At 64.9% G+C, this 14,261-nt stretch carries 12 protein-coding genes; 3 read left to right on the top strand and 9 right to left on the bottom strand.

Translation table 11 applies throughout. The annotated features are described in order from the left end of the window. Positions 1–101: 101 nt before the first annotated feature. Together AC1DQQ_RS04040 and AC1DQQ_RS04045 are read right to left on the bottom strand one after the other, a co-directional pair. Positions 102–1,037: a pyridoxal-phosphate dependent enzyme gene (locus AC1DQQ_RS04040; RefSeq protein ID WP_478044296.1), complete on the bottom strand. Its 936-nt coding sequence runs from the start codon at positions 1,035–1,037 to the stop codon at positions 102–104. A gap of 90 nt (positions 1,038–1,127) precedes the next feature. After that, on the bottom strand, positions 1,128–1,601 hold the full coding sequence (locus tag AC1DQQ_RS04045; protein ID WP_478044297.1) for an Lrp/AsnC family transcriptional regulator: 474 nt from the start codon (positions 1,599–1,601) through the stop codon (positions 1,128–1,130). A gap of 32 nt (positions 1,602–1,633) precedes the next feature. Here AC1DQQ_RS04045 and AC1DQQ_RS04050 point away from each other — a divergent pair, with 32 nt between their 5' ends. Both AC1DQQ_RS04050 and AC1DQQ_RS04055 read left to right on the top strand, forming a co-directional pair. Continuing rightward, positions 1,634–2,095 (top strand): VOC family protein, encoded by a 462-nt coding sequence (locus AC1DQQ_RS04050; protein WP_478044298.1) that lies wholly within the window; start codon positions 1,634–1,636, stop codon positions 2,093–2,095. A 5-nt stretch (positions 2,096–2,100) separates the two neighbouring features. After that, positions 2,101–2,730 carry a glutathione S-transferase family protein gene (locus AC1DQQ_RS04055; RefSeq protein WP_478044300.1) on the top strand — a complete coding sequence of 210 codons (630 nt, stop codon included), beginning with the start codon at positions 2,101–2,103 and terminating at the stop codon, positions 2,728–2,730. Between the two features lie 22 nt (positions 2,731–2,752). Here AC1DQQ_RS04055 and AC1DQQ_RS04060 read toward each other — a convergent pair whose 3' ends face one another. From AC1DQQ_RS04060 to AC1DQQ_RS04070, 3 genes are read right to left on the bottom strand one after another with little or no spacing between them, the layout of a single operon-like run. Beyond that, on the bottom strand, positions 2,753–3,166 hold the full coding sequence (locus tag AC1DQQ_RS04060) for a helix-turn-helix domain-containing protein (RefSeq protein ID WP_478044301.1): 414 nt from the start codon (positions 3,164–3,166) through the stop codon (positions 2,753–2,755). A 3-nt stretch (positions 3,167–3,169) separates the two neighbouring features. Then, positions 3,170–3,796 (bottom strand): glutathione S-transferase family protein, encoded by a 627-nt coding sequence (locus AC1DQQ_RS04065; protein ID WP_478044302.1) that lies wholly within the window; start codon positions 3,794–3,796, stop codon positions 3,170–3,172. Positions 3,797–3,809: 13 nt separating this feature from the next. Beyond that, the gene (locus tag AC1DQQ_RS04070) at positions 3,810–4,964 is read right to left on the bottom strand and encodes an isovaleryl-CoA dehydrogenase (RefSeq protein WP_478044304.1); all 1,155 of its coding nucleotides are present in this window, start codon (positions 4,962–4,964) and stop codon (positions 3,810–3,812) included. A gap of 66 nt (positions 4,965–5,030) precedes the next feature. On the opposite strand from AC1DQQ_RS04070, the gene AC1DQQ_RS04075 reads away from it, so the two are divergent. After that, complete coding sequence (locus AC1DQQ_RS04075; RefSeq protein ID WP_478044306.1) at positions 5,031–6,464, top strand: amino acid permease; 1,434 nt, start codon at positions 5,031–5,033, stop codon at positions 6,462–6,464. A gap of 1 nt (position 6,465) precedes the next feature. On the opposite strand, the gene AC1DQQ_RS04080 is transcribed toward AC1DQQ_RS04075, so the two are convergent. The 4 genes from AC1DQQ_RS04080 to AC1DQQ_RS04095 are packed head-to-tail and all read right to left on the bottom strand — an operon-like array spanning position 6,466 to position 14,196. Further along, the gene (locus tag AC1DQQ_RS04080; RefSeq protein WP_478044308.1) at positions 6,466–7,293 is read right to left on the bottom strand and encodes an oxygenase MpaB family protein; all 828 of its coding nucleotides are present in this window, start codon (positions 7,291–7,293) and stop codon (positions 6,466–6,468) included. A gap of 58 nt (positions 7,294–7,351) precedes the next feature. Continuing rightward, on the bottom strand, positions 7,352–8,665 hold the full coding sequence (pelA, locus tag AC1DQQ_RS04085; RefSeq protein ID WP_478044310.1) for a pectate lyase: 1,314 nt from the start codon (positions 8,663–8,665) through the stop codon (positions 7,352–7,354). A 25-nt stretch (positions 8,666–8,690) separates the two neighbouring features. Beyond that, on the bottom strand, positions 8,691–11,792 hold the full coding sequence (locus AC1DQQ_RS04090; protein WP_478044311.1) for a glycoside hydrolase family 2 protein: 3,102 nt from the start codon (positions 11,790–11,792) through the stop codon (positions 8,691–8,693). A gap of 40 nt (positions 11,793–11,832) precedes the next feature. Beyond that, positions 11,833–14,196 carry a glycoside hydrolase family 95 protein gene (locus AC1DQQ_RS04095; RefSeq protein WP_478044313.1) on the bottom strand — a complete coding sequence of 788 codons (2,364 nt, stop codon included), beginning with the start codon at positions 14,194–14,196 and terminating at the stop codon, positions 11,833–11,835. Positions 14,197–14,261 lie beyond the last annotated feature (65 nt).

Consider the following 14,261-nt stretch of genomic DNA (forward strand, 5'->3'; position numbering starts at 1 on the left):
GAGGTCATCACCGCCCGCTCCCCGGGACACTATCGCCCGAACGGGTGATTTTCGCGAATCCGGCAATAGATCTTCCGCGGGACCACCCACCTGGCGGCAGTTCAACGCTCGGTCATGATCAATAGAATGCGAGATGACATGTTCAGTCCCAACTCTTCGACCCAATAACGATCGCCAGCAGCCACCATGGCCCCTGCCAGGCCAGCGGCCCCCGATGGGGTAGTTTGCAAGTCGCCGCATTGCTTCATCGTCTTGACCGCATCGATCAACGCTCGCTCGCTCACGGCGATTGACCGACAGTTCGCCCGTCGAAGGATCGCGAGCGCGCTCGCCGACGCCAGACCGCATGACAACATGTCGGCGCATGTCTCCAGGGTTCCCGTGATCTGCACGGGGCGGCCGGCGCCCAGGCCAGCCGCCACGCAGGCGGCAGCTGCCGGTTCGACTACAACGATCGACATGCGATCGCCGTAAAGGCGTTGAAACCCGACCGACATCGCGGCGGCGAGGCCGCCGACCCCGGCCTGGACAAACACGCGCGTCGGGTGGTCGCCGTCGAGCTGGGCGGCAATCTCGCGGGGGATCTGGCCATATCCCGCCAGCACATCGGCGACGACGGGGTCGTCGATATCATCGCTGGTATCTGGAATCAGCAAGCCTTCTCCGGCTGCGGCCGCGCGTCGGGCACGGTCGACCGCGTGGTCGTAAGTACCGTCGATACGGACAATTTCGGCACCGAATGCTGCGATGCGATCGACCCGCACCCGATCGACCGCCCCAGGCAGATATATGCGCGCCGGCACGCCGCGCGCATGCGCCGTTGCGGCGACCGCAAGGCCATGATTGCCGTCGCTCGCGCAGATCAGGGTAGCGCCGCTTGCACCGACCCGATCGAGCGCGGCCTCGGCCGCCGCCATGCCGCCTAGAGATTTGAAGTTGCCGAGCGCGCGCTTACCCTCGTCCTTGATCCAGACGCGGGCGACGCCAAGCTGCTCGGCGAGCGCGGGGCGATTGAGCAAGGGGGTGGGGGAGTTCATGGCGGCAGGCTAGCTGCAATGCCACGCGGCTGGCCCGCAAAGATCTGGGCCGAATGCCTATTATCCGCGCGCATCCCGGCATCGCCGCGGCTATTCCGCGTCGAGGGTGACGGGAACGAACAGGCTACGCTTCACCACGCTCAGCGCGACGTTCGTCGTGAACCGCAGAACATTGGGATTGTCCGCCACCATTGCGGCCATCAGCCCGTCAAATGCCTCGGTATCTTGAGCAGCGATCACCAGAACGAAGTCCGCCTCGCCCGTCACGTAGAATGCCTGCTGCACCTCGTCACGGTCGGCCAGCCAGGCGCGCAGCCGAGCGAGTAGTTCGGGCCGCTCGCGTTCGACCTGCACCGAGACGACGAAGAAGGTAGGCCGCCCGACATAACGAGGATCGACGATCGCGGTTTCGCGAACGATGACACCATCATCTTTCAATCGCCGCAATCGCCGCTGGATTGCCGAGGGAGACAAGGCGACGTACTCGCTCAGCTGATCTGCCGTGCGGGCCGCATCGGCCTGAACCAGATTGAGCAATTGTCGATCGAACCGGTCGAGCTTCATCAGCGGATCCTATTGCGCATGCCGACGCGGAAATGCCGCGTTTGTACCGGCAAGATCGCCGCCTTTCCGCGCATCGGCACCTTTACGGAAACGGTGTTGTTGAAAGGAAGTGTGTCGTGCTCGATCATCTGGAAATTCACACGCGCCGCATGGGGGATTGCCTCGGCTTTTATCGAGCGGTGCTCGAACCGCTCGGCTACCAACTCATCGTCGATGGCAATCAAAAGGGTTTCGGTCACGACGGCCGTCTCGATTTCTGGCTGGTCGACGGAACGCCGTCGGCCGAGGTCCACTATGCCTTTGCCGCGACCGATTGGAAGAGTGTGCACGCCGCGTTCGATCGCGCCGACGGCCATGGCGGGCGGCGGGACAGGGCGCCGGCGTTGGCGCCGCACATCCACCCGGATTATTTTGCTGGCTATGCGCGCGACCCGGACGGACGCCTGGTCGAATTCGTGTGCCAAGCGGCCAGTTTCTCGGGTGGAGAGGGGTGAGCGCAATGGACCGTTTTGTCTTGCAGTATCAGACGCATTCGCCATTCGCGCGCAAAGTGCTCGTCTTCGCGCACGAAGCCGGATTGGCGGACAGGCTCGAGGTTCGGCACCAGGAAACCAGCCCAACCTTGCGCAATGACGACCTGTTCGCGCTCAATCCGCTCGGCAAGGTGCCGGTGCTGGTTCGCCCGGGCCGATCGCCACTGTTCGATTCGACCGTGATCTGCGCGTTTCTGGACACGCTGCATGACGGCGAGCCGCTGATCCCACGCGACGGCGAGGCGCGATGGCGCGCGCTGCGGCTGCAGGCATTGGCCGATGGCATGGCCGAGAGTGGAATCGCGGTGCGCTGGGAGACCGAACGCCGACCAGAGGCCTTACGCTACCCGCCATTGCGCGACGGGCATCTGGCAAAGCTCGAGGCGGGATATGCCTTTGCCGCCAGCGAGATCGAACACGACTGTAAGATCGGCATCGGTACGATCGCGCTGGCCACGACGCTCAGTTGGCTGGAATTTCGCGCTATCGTGCCGTCTGGCCATCAACACCCGGGCCTCGAACGCTGGCTAGCCGCGTTCAACCAGCGACCCTCGATGCTCGCCACGCCGCTGGCGGGTGACACGGTTGACGGTTGATGCGATTTCAGCGGGGAATCGACTATTCGATCAACGCCAGGAAGCGTGCCTTCTCGATCGCCTTGACGCGGCGGTCGACCTCGAGCTTGGTGAACAAATTGGCGAGGTGCGTCTTCACCGTATTGGGCGACACGCCAAGCGCGCGCGCCAGCTCCTGGTTCGTTCGGCCCGAGGCCAGCAGATCGAGAATCTCACATTCGCGCGGCGTAAGCCCGAGCGAGGCGATCGCCGCATTGTTGCGCTCGAAAGGCGCGGCGGGCTTCTTCGCCGTCAGCCGGTGGCCGACCCACAATCCCAGCGCGGTGAAGCCGAGCGCGAGTAGCCCGACATAGAGATCGGTCGAAATCTCATCGGCGGCGTAGCGGAACTTGAGTTGCTCAAGTGCGACCACGGCGACGGCTAGCCCCAGCGCATAGAGGATGACCGTCCGCCACATCGCTCAGTCGTTGGGCGGTGTGAGTTCATATGGCTGGTAGATCGCGCGGAAGGCAGGCGTCTTTTCGCATGCTTCGGAATGCGCGACCAGCGCCGGCCAGCGGGCAAGGTCGAACTGTCCGGCGAGCGCTTCGCTGATGAAACGAAAGACGGTTGCCGTCAGCAAGTCGGCATGGCTCATCGATGAATCGCCGAACCATTTGCCTGCTGCGGCGCGCTCGCGATCGAGCAGATCGAGCGTATCGCTCACCTGTGCGCGGCAGCGCTCGACCCACATTGGCAGGCCGTCGCGGAACGCCTTTTCATAGACCAGACTCACACCCTTGTCGGCGGCGCCGGCGGCGAGCGCGCACCAGCGCAACATGGTCCGCAGGTCGGCACCGGTTCGCGTCAACACGGCGTCATTGGCCGCCATCTCGTCGAGCAACGTGACGATGACGCCGGAGTCCATCACCGACACGCCGTCGTCGAACACCAGAACGGGTACGCGTCGCAGCGGATTGTAGGGCGCGATCTTGTCGGCATCGCCAAAGGTCGACCAGGGCAAGTGTTCGAACGCGATGCCATAGAGCGTCAGCGTGATCCCGACGCGGCGGACGAAGGGTGAATCGTACTGGCCGATCAGTTTCATGGGCGGATAGCTCCTATGATCCCGCGCCGATCAGTTCGCGGCCGATCAGCATGCGGCGGATTTCATTGGTCCCTGCACCGATGTCGAGCAATTTGGCGTCGCGGGCGAAGCGTTCGACCGGCCAGTCCTTGGTATAGCCGGCGCCGCCCAGCGCCTGGATCGCCTCGAGGCTGACCTTCACCGCATTCTCGCTCGCCAGCAGGATCGCGCCTGCCGCGTCGAACCGGGTGGTCTTGCCGGTATCGCACGATTTGGCGACCGCATAGACATAAGCCCGCGCCGAATTGAGCGCGACATACATGTCCGCGATCTTGGCCTGCATCAGCTGGAAGGTACCGATCGACTGGCCGAATTGCTTGCGCTCGCGGACATAGGGAATGACGACATCGAGGCAGGCTTGCATGATGCCGAGCTGGATGCCCGCGAGCACGGTGCGTTCGTAATCGAGCCCCGACATCAACACGCCGACCCCGCCGTTGAGCGGGCCCATGATGTTCTCCTCGGGCACTTCGCAATCATTGAACACCAGTTCCGCAGTCGGGCTGCCGCGCATCCCCATCTTGTCGATCTTCTGGCCGATCGAGAAACCGGGCATGCCCTTCTCGATGATGAAGGTCGTGATGCCGCGCGAGCCTTCGCCGGTCTTGGCATAGACGACGAGCGTGTCGGCATAGGCCGCATTGGTGATCCAGAATTTGGTGCCGTTGAGGACATAGCCGCCCTGAACCTCTTCGGCGCGCAGCTTCATCCCGACGACGTCCGATCCGGCGCCCGCTTCCGACATCGCCAGGCTGCCGATATGTTCGCCGGAGATCAGCTTGGGGAGATATTTCGCCTTTTGCTCTGGGCTGGCCCAGCGGCGCAACTGGTTGATGCACAGGTTCGAATGCGCGCCATAGGACAGGCCGACCGAGGCCGAGGCGCGGCTGACTTCCTCACAGGCAATGACATGCTCGAGATAACCGAGCCCGAGCCCGCCATATTCCTCTTCGACCGTGATGCCGTGCAGGCCGAGTTCGCCCATCTGCGGCCACAGCCCGACCGGAAACCAGTCCTCGGCATCGATCTTCGCGGCCAACGGCGCGATCCGCTCGCTCGCGAACCGCCTGGTGGTGTCGCGGATCATGTCGGCGGTCTCGCCGAGCGCGAAGTCGAGCGTGGCGTCCATTGTCATCTCCCACGGGACGGTTTCGTCTGTTACGACCTGCCCTAGACGAGCAAATTAGGGGTGCCAATGCCAAGTCTTCTCCGCCGCAAGACCATCACCGAAGCGCCGCCCGAGCATCAGCTCGCGCGGACGCTGAGCTGGCCGCATCTGGTCGCGTTGGGCGTCGGCGCGATCGTCGGCACCGGTATCCTGACCTTGATCGGGGTGGGCGCCGATCGTGCCGGACCCGCAGTGCTGTTGAGCTTCGTCGTCGCGGGCGCGATCTGCGCGGCGGCGGCGCTCTGTTATGCCGAAATGGCGACGATGATCCCGGCGTCGGGCAGTGCTTACACCTATAGTTATGCAACATTGGGCGAGGTTATCGCCTGGGTGGTCGGCTGGTCGTTGATCCTCGAATATTCGTTGGTGGTCGCCACCGTCGCTGTGGGCTGGTCAGGCTATGCGGTCGGGTTTCTGAAGGGATTGGGGATCATTCTCCCCGACTATCTGACGCACGGTCCGACGCTGGGCGGCCAGGTCTGCGGCGCAGCCGCGACCGCGACCGCCAGTTTCGGGATCAATTTGCCGGCAATCCTGATCATCGCCGTGGTAGCGGGACTGTTGATGCTCGGGACGCGCGAAAGTGCGCGGATCAATTCGGCGTTGGTGCTGCTCAAGATCGTGACGCTGGCGTTGTTCGTGGCAGTCGCCTTGCCGCATTTCGACATGGCCAATCTGCATCCGTTCGCGCCGCTCGGTTACGGCAGCACGCCCGGCCAGTGTGGCGTGAAGTTCGGCATGATGGGTGCGGCCGCAATCATCTTCTTCGCCTTCTACGGTTTCGACGCAATCTCGACCGCCGCCGAAGAGACCAAGCGCCCCGAACGCGATCTGGCGATCGGCATCGTCGGATCGATGCTCGCGTGCACGGTGATCTACATGATCGTCGCTGCGGCTGCGGTGGGCGCGCTCCATTTCTCCAAATTCTCGAACAGTCCCGAGCCGCTCGCGCTGATCCTGCGTGAGATCGGGCAGGGGAGCGTCGCGACGGTGGTCGCGGCGGCCGCGGCGATCGCGTTGCCGACCGTCATCCTGGGCTTCCTCTACGGCCAGAGCCGGATCTTCCTGGTGATGGCGCGCGACGGCTTCCTGCCCGCCAGCCTCGCCAAGGTATCGACCCGCGGCACGCCCGCGCGGATCACCGCGGTAACGGCGGTTTTGGTGTCGGTGCTCGCCGCACTCGTCCCGCTCGACGTCATCGCCAGCCTCGCCAATGCGGGGACATTGTGCGCGTTCATCGCGGTGGCGGTGTGCGTTTTGGTGTCGCGCCGGCGCGATCCGGGGGTGACGCGGCCGTTCCGCACGCCTTTGGTGTGGCTGGTCGCGCCGATCGCGATCCTGGGCTGCCTCTACCTCTTCACCAGCCTGCAGAGCATTACGCAGATATCGTTCTTCATCTGGAACGGGATCGGGCTGGCGATCTATTTCCTCTACGCCCGGCGTCGCGCGTCGATCGCCTGAGTCAGGACTTCAGCGCCCAGCGCACGACCTCGGCGATGCCGCGCGTGCCGGCATGGACGACCGGGCGGCTCAGGCTCGGACGACGGAGGCCGTGCATGCGGCGTGCCCAGTCGGGCAGCAGGTCGATGGCGGCGCGCATCGTCATCGCCTGGAACGGCAGCAGCATCAGGCTCGGTGGGGGCTGATCGAGCAGGATGTGGAGCACTTCATGGCTGCGCGTATCAGCCTGCAATTCGGGCAGGAAGTCGCGGATGATCGCGTCCGCCTCGGCGCGGCTGCGCGGGATCGGATCCGCGCCGAGCAGCTCGGCGATCAGCGCAACCTCGGCATAATAACGATCCTGGTCGGTGACGCTCATCGCGGGTTCGCCGTAGCGGATCCAGCCGGCGAGAAAGCTCGACACTTCCGCGACGTGGACCCAGGCGAGCAAATGCGGATCGCTAGCCCGATACGGGGTGCCGTCGGGCAGTATTCCCGACACCGCGTCGTGAATGTTGCGGACGCGTGCGATCTGCTCTTGCGCGGACGCACGCGTCTCGAACGTGGTCTGGGCGATGAAGCGCGCGGTGCCTCTCAGCCGAGCATTCATGTCGTCGCGAAAGCTCGAATGATCCCACACGCCCGCCAGCACGCGCGGGTGCAGCATCTGCAGCATTAGGGCAGCGATGCCGCCTACCATCATACCGGTGACGTCGATATGGACGCGCCAACTGACCGAATCGGGCGCGAACAACCCGCTACCGTCGAACGCGCGCTCGATCGGCCGATTGGCGGGATCGGACAACAAGCTGCGTACCTGGCGTGCGATGGCGGAGCGGAGGCCGATCATGCGCGATGCATAGGCAAAGTCGTTGCCGCAAGCGAGCGGCTGGAAATGCTCGGCGTGGCTAGCTACCTGTTTTGTGTGCGGACGCAGGAGCCCAGCGGTCGAATGCGGATACCGCCTTGGCGGGTCCGGCATTGAACCAGCTGTACCCGTTGCGCCGTTCCTCGCTCAGTTCGTTGACGTCGTCATGGATCGTTTTGTCGCGGTCGCCGAAGATCGGCTTGCCGGTGGCGATGTCGTAATAACGCGACCAGAGCGGCCCGGCGCCATCTTTCGCGATCAGCTTGCGGCCGCCGCTGCCGGGCTCGTTGCGGGTCCATTCGACGCCGTACAGGGCATGCGCCTTAAGCCAGCCGATACCGTCGCGCACCGCTGCGATGATCGCGGGCGAGGGGTTGGGGCGTTTCATCAGAAACAGCAACAAGTCGGCGCTTTCGTCGGACGACAAGGCGATCGGCTCGAAGTTCCTGGCACCGGCGGGCGCCAGCGTCAGCGCGTCGTGCTGCTGACCCCAGATGGTCCGCTTGCCGTCCACCACGACTTGCGTCGTCAGGATGACCTTGATCGCTTTCGCCTCGGCGGCTTCGGCCTGGGCAGCGAGCGGGGTAGGGACAAAGGCATAGTCGCTCCGCCGTACCGCGACGTCGGCGAGCAGCTCGGCGACTTGCGACAACGCGTCATCGTTGAAGGTCAGCGCGTCGTGATAGCCGCCTTGCAGCGGATAGACTTGCGGCCAGCCGCCATTTGGGAATTGCGCGTCGAGCAGATAGCGCACGCCTTTCAGGAAGGCGCGGCGATAGGGCTCTCCTGCCGCGCCCGGCGCCTGCGCCTGGACGCGCGCGAGGAAGCGCAACTCGGACGTCGTCGCGTTGTTGTCGATCGTGCCGACATAAGCCCAATTGGGATCGGCGGTCTTGATGTCCTCGCGGGCATTGGCCGGCAAATGCTCGATCGGCACGTAATGCTGGCCGCGCGCGCGCACCGGACCGCTGCGGTCCATGTTCTTGCCCCAGCCGCCGGCGGGAGTCTGGAAGCTGACGATGGTGTCGCCGATGTGCCGCGCCTCGTCAGAGGCATACCACGCCGGCGGCCGGTCCATCGGCATGCCGCTGCCGCCGGACCGGCCGGGATGCGGCGCCTCGGGATAGGCCGCATTACCGCGCTCGGCCGCGAGCGCCGCCTTGTCCGCCGCCATCAGCGCACGCGATTTGGCGAGATAGGCCGTCCAAACCGCCCGTTCTGCGGCCGGCAACGTCTCGATCCTGGCCTCGGTGATCGGCGCCGCGGGGGTCATCGAACCGATCACTCTCGCCTCAACCGTCGCCGCCGATCCAAGCGCACCGCCCAGCAACAGTGCCATCGTCCAACTACGCATATCTATCTCTCCCTCGATTTCGATGTCAGGCGCGCGCGCCGACGGCGAGCCAGCGGACGGCATTTTCCATGAATCGGCGCTGCAACGGCGCCACCATGTCGGGCATGCGATGGACCGCGACGCGCATGCCGGCATGGCGCGCGATCAGCGTCGCTGCGCCGTTGCGGCGGTCATGGTCACGGCTGTAGCCTGCGATCACCTCGACGCCCTCGCCATCGACGATCAGGCCGTTCGACGCCTGACCCTCGACCTGATGCAGCACGCCGGTCGCCATGTCCGCGGGGATGCCGTCGAACAGGGGATGCGCACGGAGGTAATTCCAATTCCCCATCCATGGCGCGCGGAGGTCGCCGACCTGGCCCTCATAACTGAACAGGCCGAGCGCGGAGAGCTGGCGGGCGACCCCGTCGGCCAGACCATCCTCTGGCACGAACGCGAGCAGGGGCGTTCCCGATTTCACCGCATCGAGCACGGCGCCGTCGATCTCGCCCAGAACCAGTTTGGGCTTCTCGCCTTTCTTCGGCTGCGCCTCGAGGCCAGTCTGCTCGCCGATCTGGCGCCGCGCGATCTCGTCGACCTTGAGGCCCTGCGCGACGATGCCGTCGTAGCGGCCGCCCGGCTTCCAATCCTCGACCGACACGCCGGTGAGGGCCGTCAGCTGCGCGCGGAGGGACTGCGCTACCCCGGTGACCGCGATTCTGATCGGGCGGGCCGGCTTTGCCGCGGGCGCGACGATCCACAAGGTACGTTCGAATGTCGCGTCGGGATGCGCCGAATGCGCGAAACGGACGCGGTGCGGGCCGGGCACTCCAAAAGCGGGAAGTGCGACCTGCTCGGCGATCAAGTGCCGCATCACATCCGGCTCGAATGTTGGAGCAGGATAGGTCGCGACGTCGCGCTCGCTGCCATCGGGTCCGATCACCGACAGGCGGAGCGTTCCCGGCACCTGTTCGCCGCTGTCGTTGAACAGATAGAGGTCGACCTCCGCGCTTTCGCCCAACGCATAAGCCAGCCGGCGCTGCTTGGCGACCGGCCGTATCGGCAACAGGCTCGCGCGGACAAGCGCCGGATCGGCCTTGAAATAGCGGAGATTGTCGACGATTCCCGAATGGTTCTCGATCGCGGTCGTTTCCCATCCGCTGATGCACGCGATGTCGACTTCGTCGCCGATGCGGATATTCTCGAGATAATTCTGCCAGCTGTCATAGGCTTTGCGGCCGATCGACAGGAACAGGCTTTCCGCGGTGGGGAAGGCTTTGCGAAAGCCCCATTTGTCGAGAAACGCCTCGGTCGCGGTCAGGGTCGCGCGATGGTCGGCAAGATCGTAGGAACTGCCTCGCTGGGTGATGTCCGCGACCATCTTCGCGTGGTTATCGGCGACCGCGCAGCCTTCCATCTCGCCGAATTCGACGATGAACGGCTTGCCGGTCTGGCGGTGGATATAATCGTCCTTGCCGCGATAGAATTTGTCGTACCATTGGTCGCCCGCGCCCTGGTGATTGTTCCACCAGCCGCCCCATTGCTCCCTGTCCGACCGATAGAAATGGTTATCGTAAGGCAGGTACATCGCCTGCGCCGCGCCGCGCTGGACGAAGCCGTCGTTGAGCACGACCGTTCGGCTGGGATCGACGTTGTGGATCGCCGTCAATACCGCCTGGACGTCCGGATTGGCGAGGTTGGCGCCAAGTTCGTTCTGCAATGTGTATTGAACCAGCGAGGGATGCGAGCGGAACGCCTTTGCCATCGCGACGCATTTTTCGACGAGGAAGGTGCGGCTGAAGCGATCCGCGGGCGACAATTGCTCGCCCGGCTTCACGTCGCGTCCGATCGCGAAACGGCCGCCGCCTGGCTCCATTACGCGCAGCAGCCCCATTTCGTCCTGTGCGGCGAACACCTCCGCCTTGCCGACATTACGGTGAAAATGGAGGCAGTTGAGCCCCAACGCCTTGGCCGAGGTGACTTCGCGGCGAGCAAGCTCGGGTGTCGGCCACAGCCCGCTATAGCCCCAATAGCCCCAGGAGATCGCCGAATAGAGCCGCACGCGGCGGCCGTTGAGGCGCAACATCGCGTTGCTGCCGACCCCGTCCGGTGCGAACCAGCGGAAGCCGAAACGGACCTTGCGAATGTCGTCGCCCCAGCCGAACCGCGCCAGGTAGAGCGTCGGAGTCTCGAGGCTCCACAATTCGGCTTCGGTCGCGCGCAAGGTGAAGACCGCGGTGGCAATCTTGCCGTTGAGCGTCAGCGAATCGATGCTGGCCGTCGCGGGTAGCGTCGCGCCCCTGGTGTCGAGCAAAGCGAGCGTCGCCTGTGCGCGCAACGCGGCGATATCGCGCGGCGCGCGCTCGAACACGATCTCCATTCGCGCGCTGATCACGCGCGGATCGGGTGTGTTGAGCACCCAGGCGTCGCGTATATGCGCGTCGATCGGATGCGCGCTAAGCGTCAGGCCGCGATCGAGCCCGCCAAAGCCGTGCGACAGGAAGAGCTTGGCGGCCCCCCATTGCATCGTTGTTGAATCGCGCCAGTCGTAGCGCCCTCCGGGATTGGTGATGCGGATCGCGAGCCGATTGGGCTGGCCTGGCTGCATCGCCCCGGTCAGGTCGCAGTCGATCGGCAATTCGGACATGATCGAATAGCCGACCAGCTTTTCGTTGAGATAGATTTCCGCTCGCATCCGCGCGCCGCGGATATGGAGCATGACGCGCTTGCCGCGCGCGGCCACCGGAATGTCGATCGAACGATACCACCACGACACGCCGCGATAGGCGCCGTTCTGTGGGACCGGGTCGGTTTCCGCGTAGCGATATTCGTCGGCGGTATAGGGGCGTTCGCCGAACTTGCCCCACAGATGTTCCTCGACCGTGGTCGGGAGCGTGACGGTCAGCGCTCCGGCTGTATCGAGCGTGTTCCAGCCTCCCGTCGGTGGATTGACCGGCAATGTTGCGAGGTTGACGTCGGAGGGGAGGAAGATGCGGTCGTCGAGATAGCGTGCTTCGCGGTCGATCCACAATTTCCAGCCGGTATCGGGAATCTCGAGCAGAACGGGTGCCGCATGAGTCGTACCGACAAAGCCTGCCGCCACGCCGGCGCTCGCCACGCCCAGGAAACCACGCCGGTTCAGTTCCATCGATCTTCCCCCAAGCCGGTATGCGGTTGCGCGGACGGCATCATGCGAAGCGCACCGGTCGGATCGGTACCGGCTTGCCCGGCACTATCTCGACCTCGATCGATCGCCCGGCACAGCGCACCCTGCGGCTGCCTGGTTCGCTGCCGGTGATCGCCGCGCGCGCGAGCTTCCCGTCGCGCCAGGCGAGATCGACGGTGCAGCCGCCCCGCGCGCGGAGGCCAGAGATCGATCCCGTCGGCCACGCGCTCGGCAAGGCGGGCAGCAGGTCGATAATGTCGTCCTGGCACTGCATCAGCATTTCGGTGATCCCCGATGTGCCACCGAAATTGCCGTCGATCTGGAACGGCGGGTGCGCGTCGAACATGTTGGGATAGGTGCGCTCCGGCCCCAGCAGGAAGGCGAGGATCGAATGCGCGTGATCGCCGTCGCGCAGCCGCGCCCACAAATTGATCCGCCAGGCGGTCGCCCAGCCGGTCGCTTTGTCGCCGCGAATCTCGAGCGATTTCTTCGCCGCGCGGGCGAGGTCGGGGGTGCGCTCGATATCGATCTGGTGGCTCGGGAACAGGCCATAGAGATGCGAGACGTGGCGATGATGCAGGTCGTCCGCCTGCATGTCCCAGTCCATCGGCCATTCCTGGAGCTGGCCCTGCACGCCGATCTGCAGCGGCAACAGCCGCGCGCGGGCGTCGGCGATCTGTTTGGCGAGATCAGCATCCCGTCCCAGGATTCCGGCGGCTGCGACGGTCTGGTCAAACAGGTCGCGCAGTATCTCCATGTCCATCGTCGGCGCGTAGATCAGCGACGATCCGTGGCCGTGCCCGTTTTCGGGTGACATGGACGGATTGGTGACGAGATGACCGGTGGTCGGATCGGTCTGCAGCGTATCGAGGAAGAACAGGCTGGCGCCGCGCAGGATCGGATAGACCGAGGCCAGGAAGGCCTTGTCGCGATCGTAATCGTAATGCGCCCACAGATGCGTGCACAGCCAGGCGCCGCCCATCGGCCACAGCCCGAATTTGGCACCATCGATCGGCGCGGTCGCTCGCCACAGGTCGGTGTTATGGTGACAGACCCAGCCGCGCGCGCCGTACATGTCGCGTGCGGTGCGCTCTCCAGTTTGCGCGATGTCGCGGATCAGCTGGATCAGCGGCTCGACGCATTCGGGCAGGTTGGTCGGCTCGGCCGGCCAGTAGTTCATCTCGGTATTGATGTTGATCGTATACTTGCTGCCCCAGGGCGGGCGGGGGCTCTCATTCCACAGTCCCTGCAGGTTCGCCGCCTGTCCGCCGGGGCGCGAGCAAGAGATCAGCAGGTACCGGCCATATTGGAAATACAGCGCGGCGAGCGCGGGGTCGGCAACGGTCTCGGACTGCTTGATGCGGACGTCGGTCGGCTGGTCGGCGGCATCGGTCCGCCCCAGATCGATCGCCACCCGGCGGAACAGACGGCGATGCTCGGCTGTGGTGTCGGCGGCAATCGCGGCGAACGACCGCGCCGCGGCCTTGTCGATCTGCGCGCGCGTGATCGCGGTCGGATCGCCGGATACGTCGTCATAGCGCCGGTAGCTCGTCGCCATCGCGATCAGCAGGACGATCTCATCGGCACCATCGATCACCAGCGCGTCGCCATCGGGCCGGATCGTGCCGCCGCGCGACCGCGCGCGCAGGCGGGCTTCGAACGTCAGCGCTCCGGCTATCGCGCCTTCCGGATCGTTGCGGCCGCTCAGGACAAGAGTGTCGCTCCGCTCAATGCTCGACCGCGATGCCTTTTCGGGTGAGGTGAACGATAAGCGGCAGGAGATTTTACCCGGCCGATTGGCCGACAGCCGGACCGCGACGACCTGGTCCACCGGAGACGCTAGCACGCTGCGGGCGTAAGTGATGCCACCCGCCGTGAAGCGGGTTTCGGCGACCGCGGAATCGATGTCGAGCGCCCGATGGTAACCGGTAGCATCGATATCGCGGATCCCGACCATCTCGATCGCCAGATCTCCGATCGGTTTATACGACGCCTGGCGCAATGGCGTCGCCATGACATGCGCGTTGGCGAAGGCTTCCGCTTCGGCGTACCGGCCGGCAAAAATCAGGCGGCGCAGTTCGGGCAGATTGGCTTTTGCCTGAGGATTGACGGGGTCGTAGGGGCCGCCGCCCCACAGTGTATCTTCATTTAATTGCAGGCGTTCTTTGGCGATTCCGCCGAAGATCATCGCACCGATGCGGCCGTTGCCGACGGGCAGCGCCTCGGTCCATGCCGCAGCCGGTCGTTCGTACCAAAGTGTCAGAGGAGACTTGCGGACGCGAGTCGCGGACCAGGCGCGGGGAAGGAATGGCAACGCCGCGGCGGCGGACAGCGACCCCATGATCGCGCGGCGCGTCGGCCCGTTTGGCCCCGTTTTCAGGCGCATTCTACCTCTCCTGATCCGGCATTGACACCGGTATCACTCGGCTGGTATCGCTACCATCATAGCCG

This window comes from Sphingomonas sp. P4_G3, assembly GCF_056401105.1.

What these genes read in the sequence shown, in the direction of transcription:
- AC1DQQ_RS04040 (WP_478044296.1), bottom strand. Translation starts at nt 1,037, where the DNA reads ATGAACTCCCCCACCCCCTTGCTCAATCGCCCCGCGCTCGCCGAGCAG.
- AC1DQQ_RS04045 (WP_478044297.1), bottom strand. Translation starts at nt 1,601, where the DNA reads ATGAAGCTCGACCGGTTCGATCGACAATTGCTCAATCTGGTTCAGGCC.
- AC1DQQ_RS04050 (WP_478044298.1), top strand. Translation starts at nt 1,634, where the DNA reads ATGCCGCGTTTGTACCGGCAAGATCGCCGCCTTTCCGCGCATCGGCAC.
- AC1DQQ_RS04055 (WP_478044300.1), top strand. Translation starts at nt 2,101, where the DNA reads ATGGACCGTTTTGTCTTGCAGTATCAGACGCATTCGCCATTCGCGCGC.
- AC1DQQ_RS04060 (WP_478044301.1), bottom strand. Translation starts at nt 3,166, where the DNA reads ATGTGGCGGACGGTCATCCTCTATGCGCTGGGGCTAGCCGTCGCCGTG.
- AC1DQQ_RS04065 (WP_478044302.1), bottom strand. Translation starts at nt 3,796, where the DNA reads ATGAAACTGATCGGCCAGTACGATTCACCCTTCGTCCGCCGCGTCGGG.
- AC1DQQ_RS04070 (WP_478044304.1), bottom strand. Translation starts at nt 4,964, where the DNA reads ATGGACGCCACGCTCGACTTCGCGCTCGGCGAGACCGCCGACATGATC.
- AC1DQQ_RS04075 (WP_478044306.1), top strand. Translation starts at nt 5,031, where the DNA reads ATGCCAAGTCTTCTCCGCCGCAAGACCATCACCGAAGCGCCGCCCGAG.
- AC1DQQ_RS04080 (WP_478044308.1), bottom strand. Translation starts at nt 7,293, where the DNA reads ATGATCGGCCTCCGCTCCGCCATCGCACGCCAGGTACGCAGCTTGTTG.
- pelA (WP_478044310.1), bottom strand. Translation starts at nt 8,665, where the DNA reads ATGCGTAGTTGGACGATGGCACTGTTGCTGGGCGGTGCGCTTGGATCG.
- AC1DQQ_RS04090 (WP_478044311.1), bottom strand. Translation starts at nt 11,792, where the DNA reads ATGGAACTGAACCGGCGTGGTTTCCTGGGCGTGGCGAGCGCCGGCGTG.
- AC1DQQ_RS04095 (WP_478044313.1), bottom strand. Translation starts at nt 14,196, where the DNA reads ATGCGCCTGAAAACGGGGCCAAACGGGCCGACGCGCCGCGCGATCATG.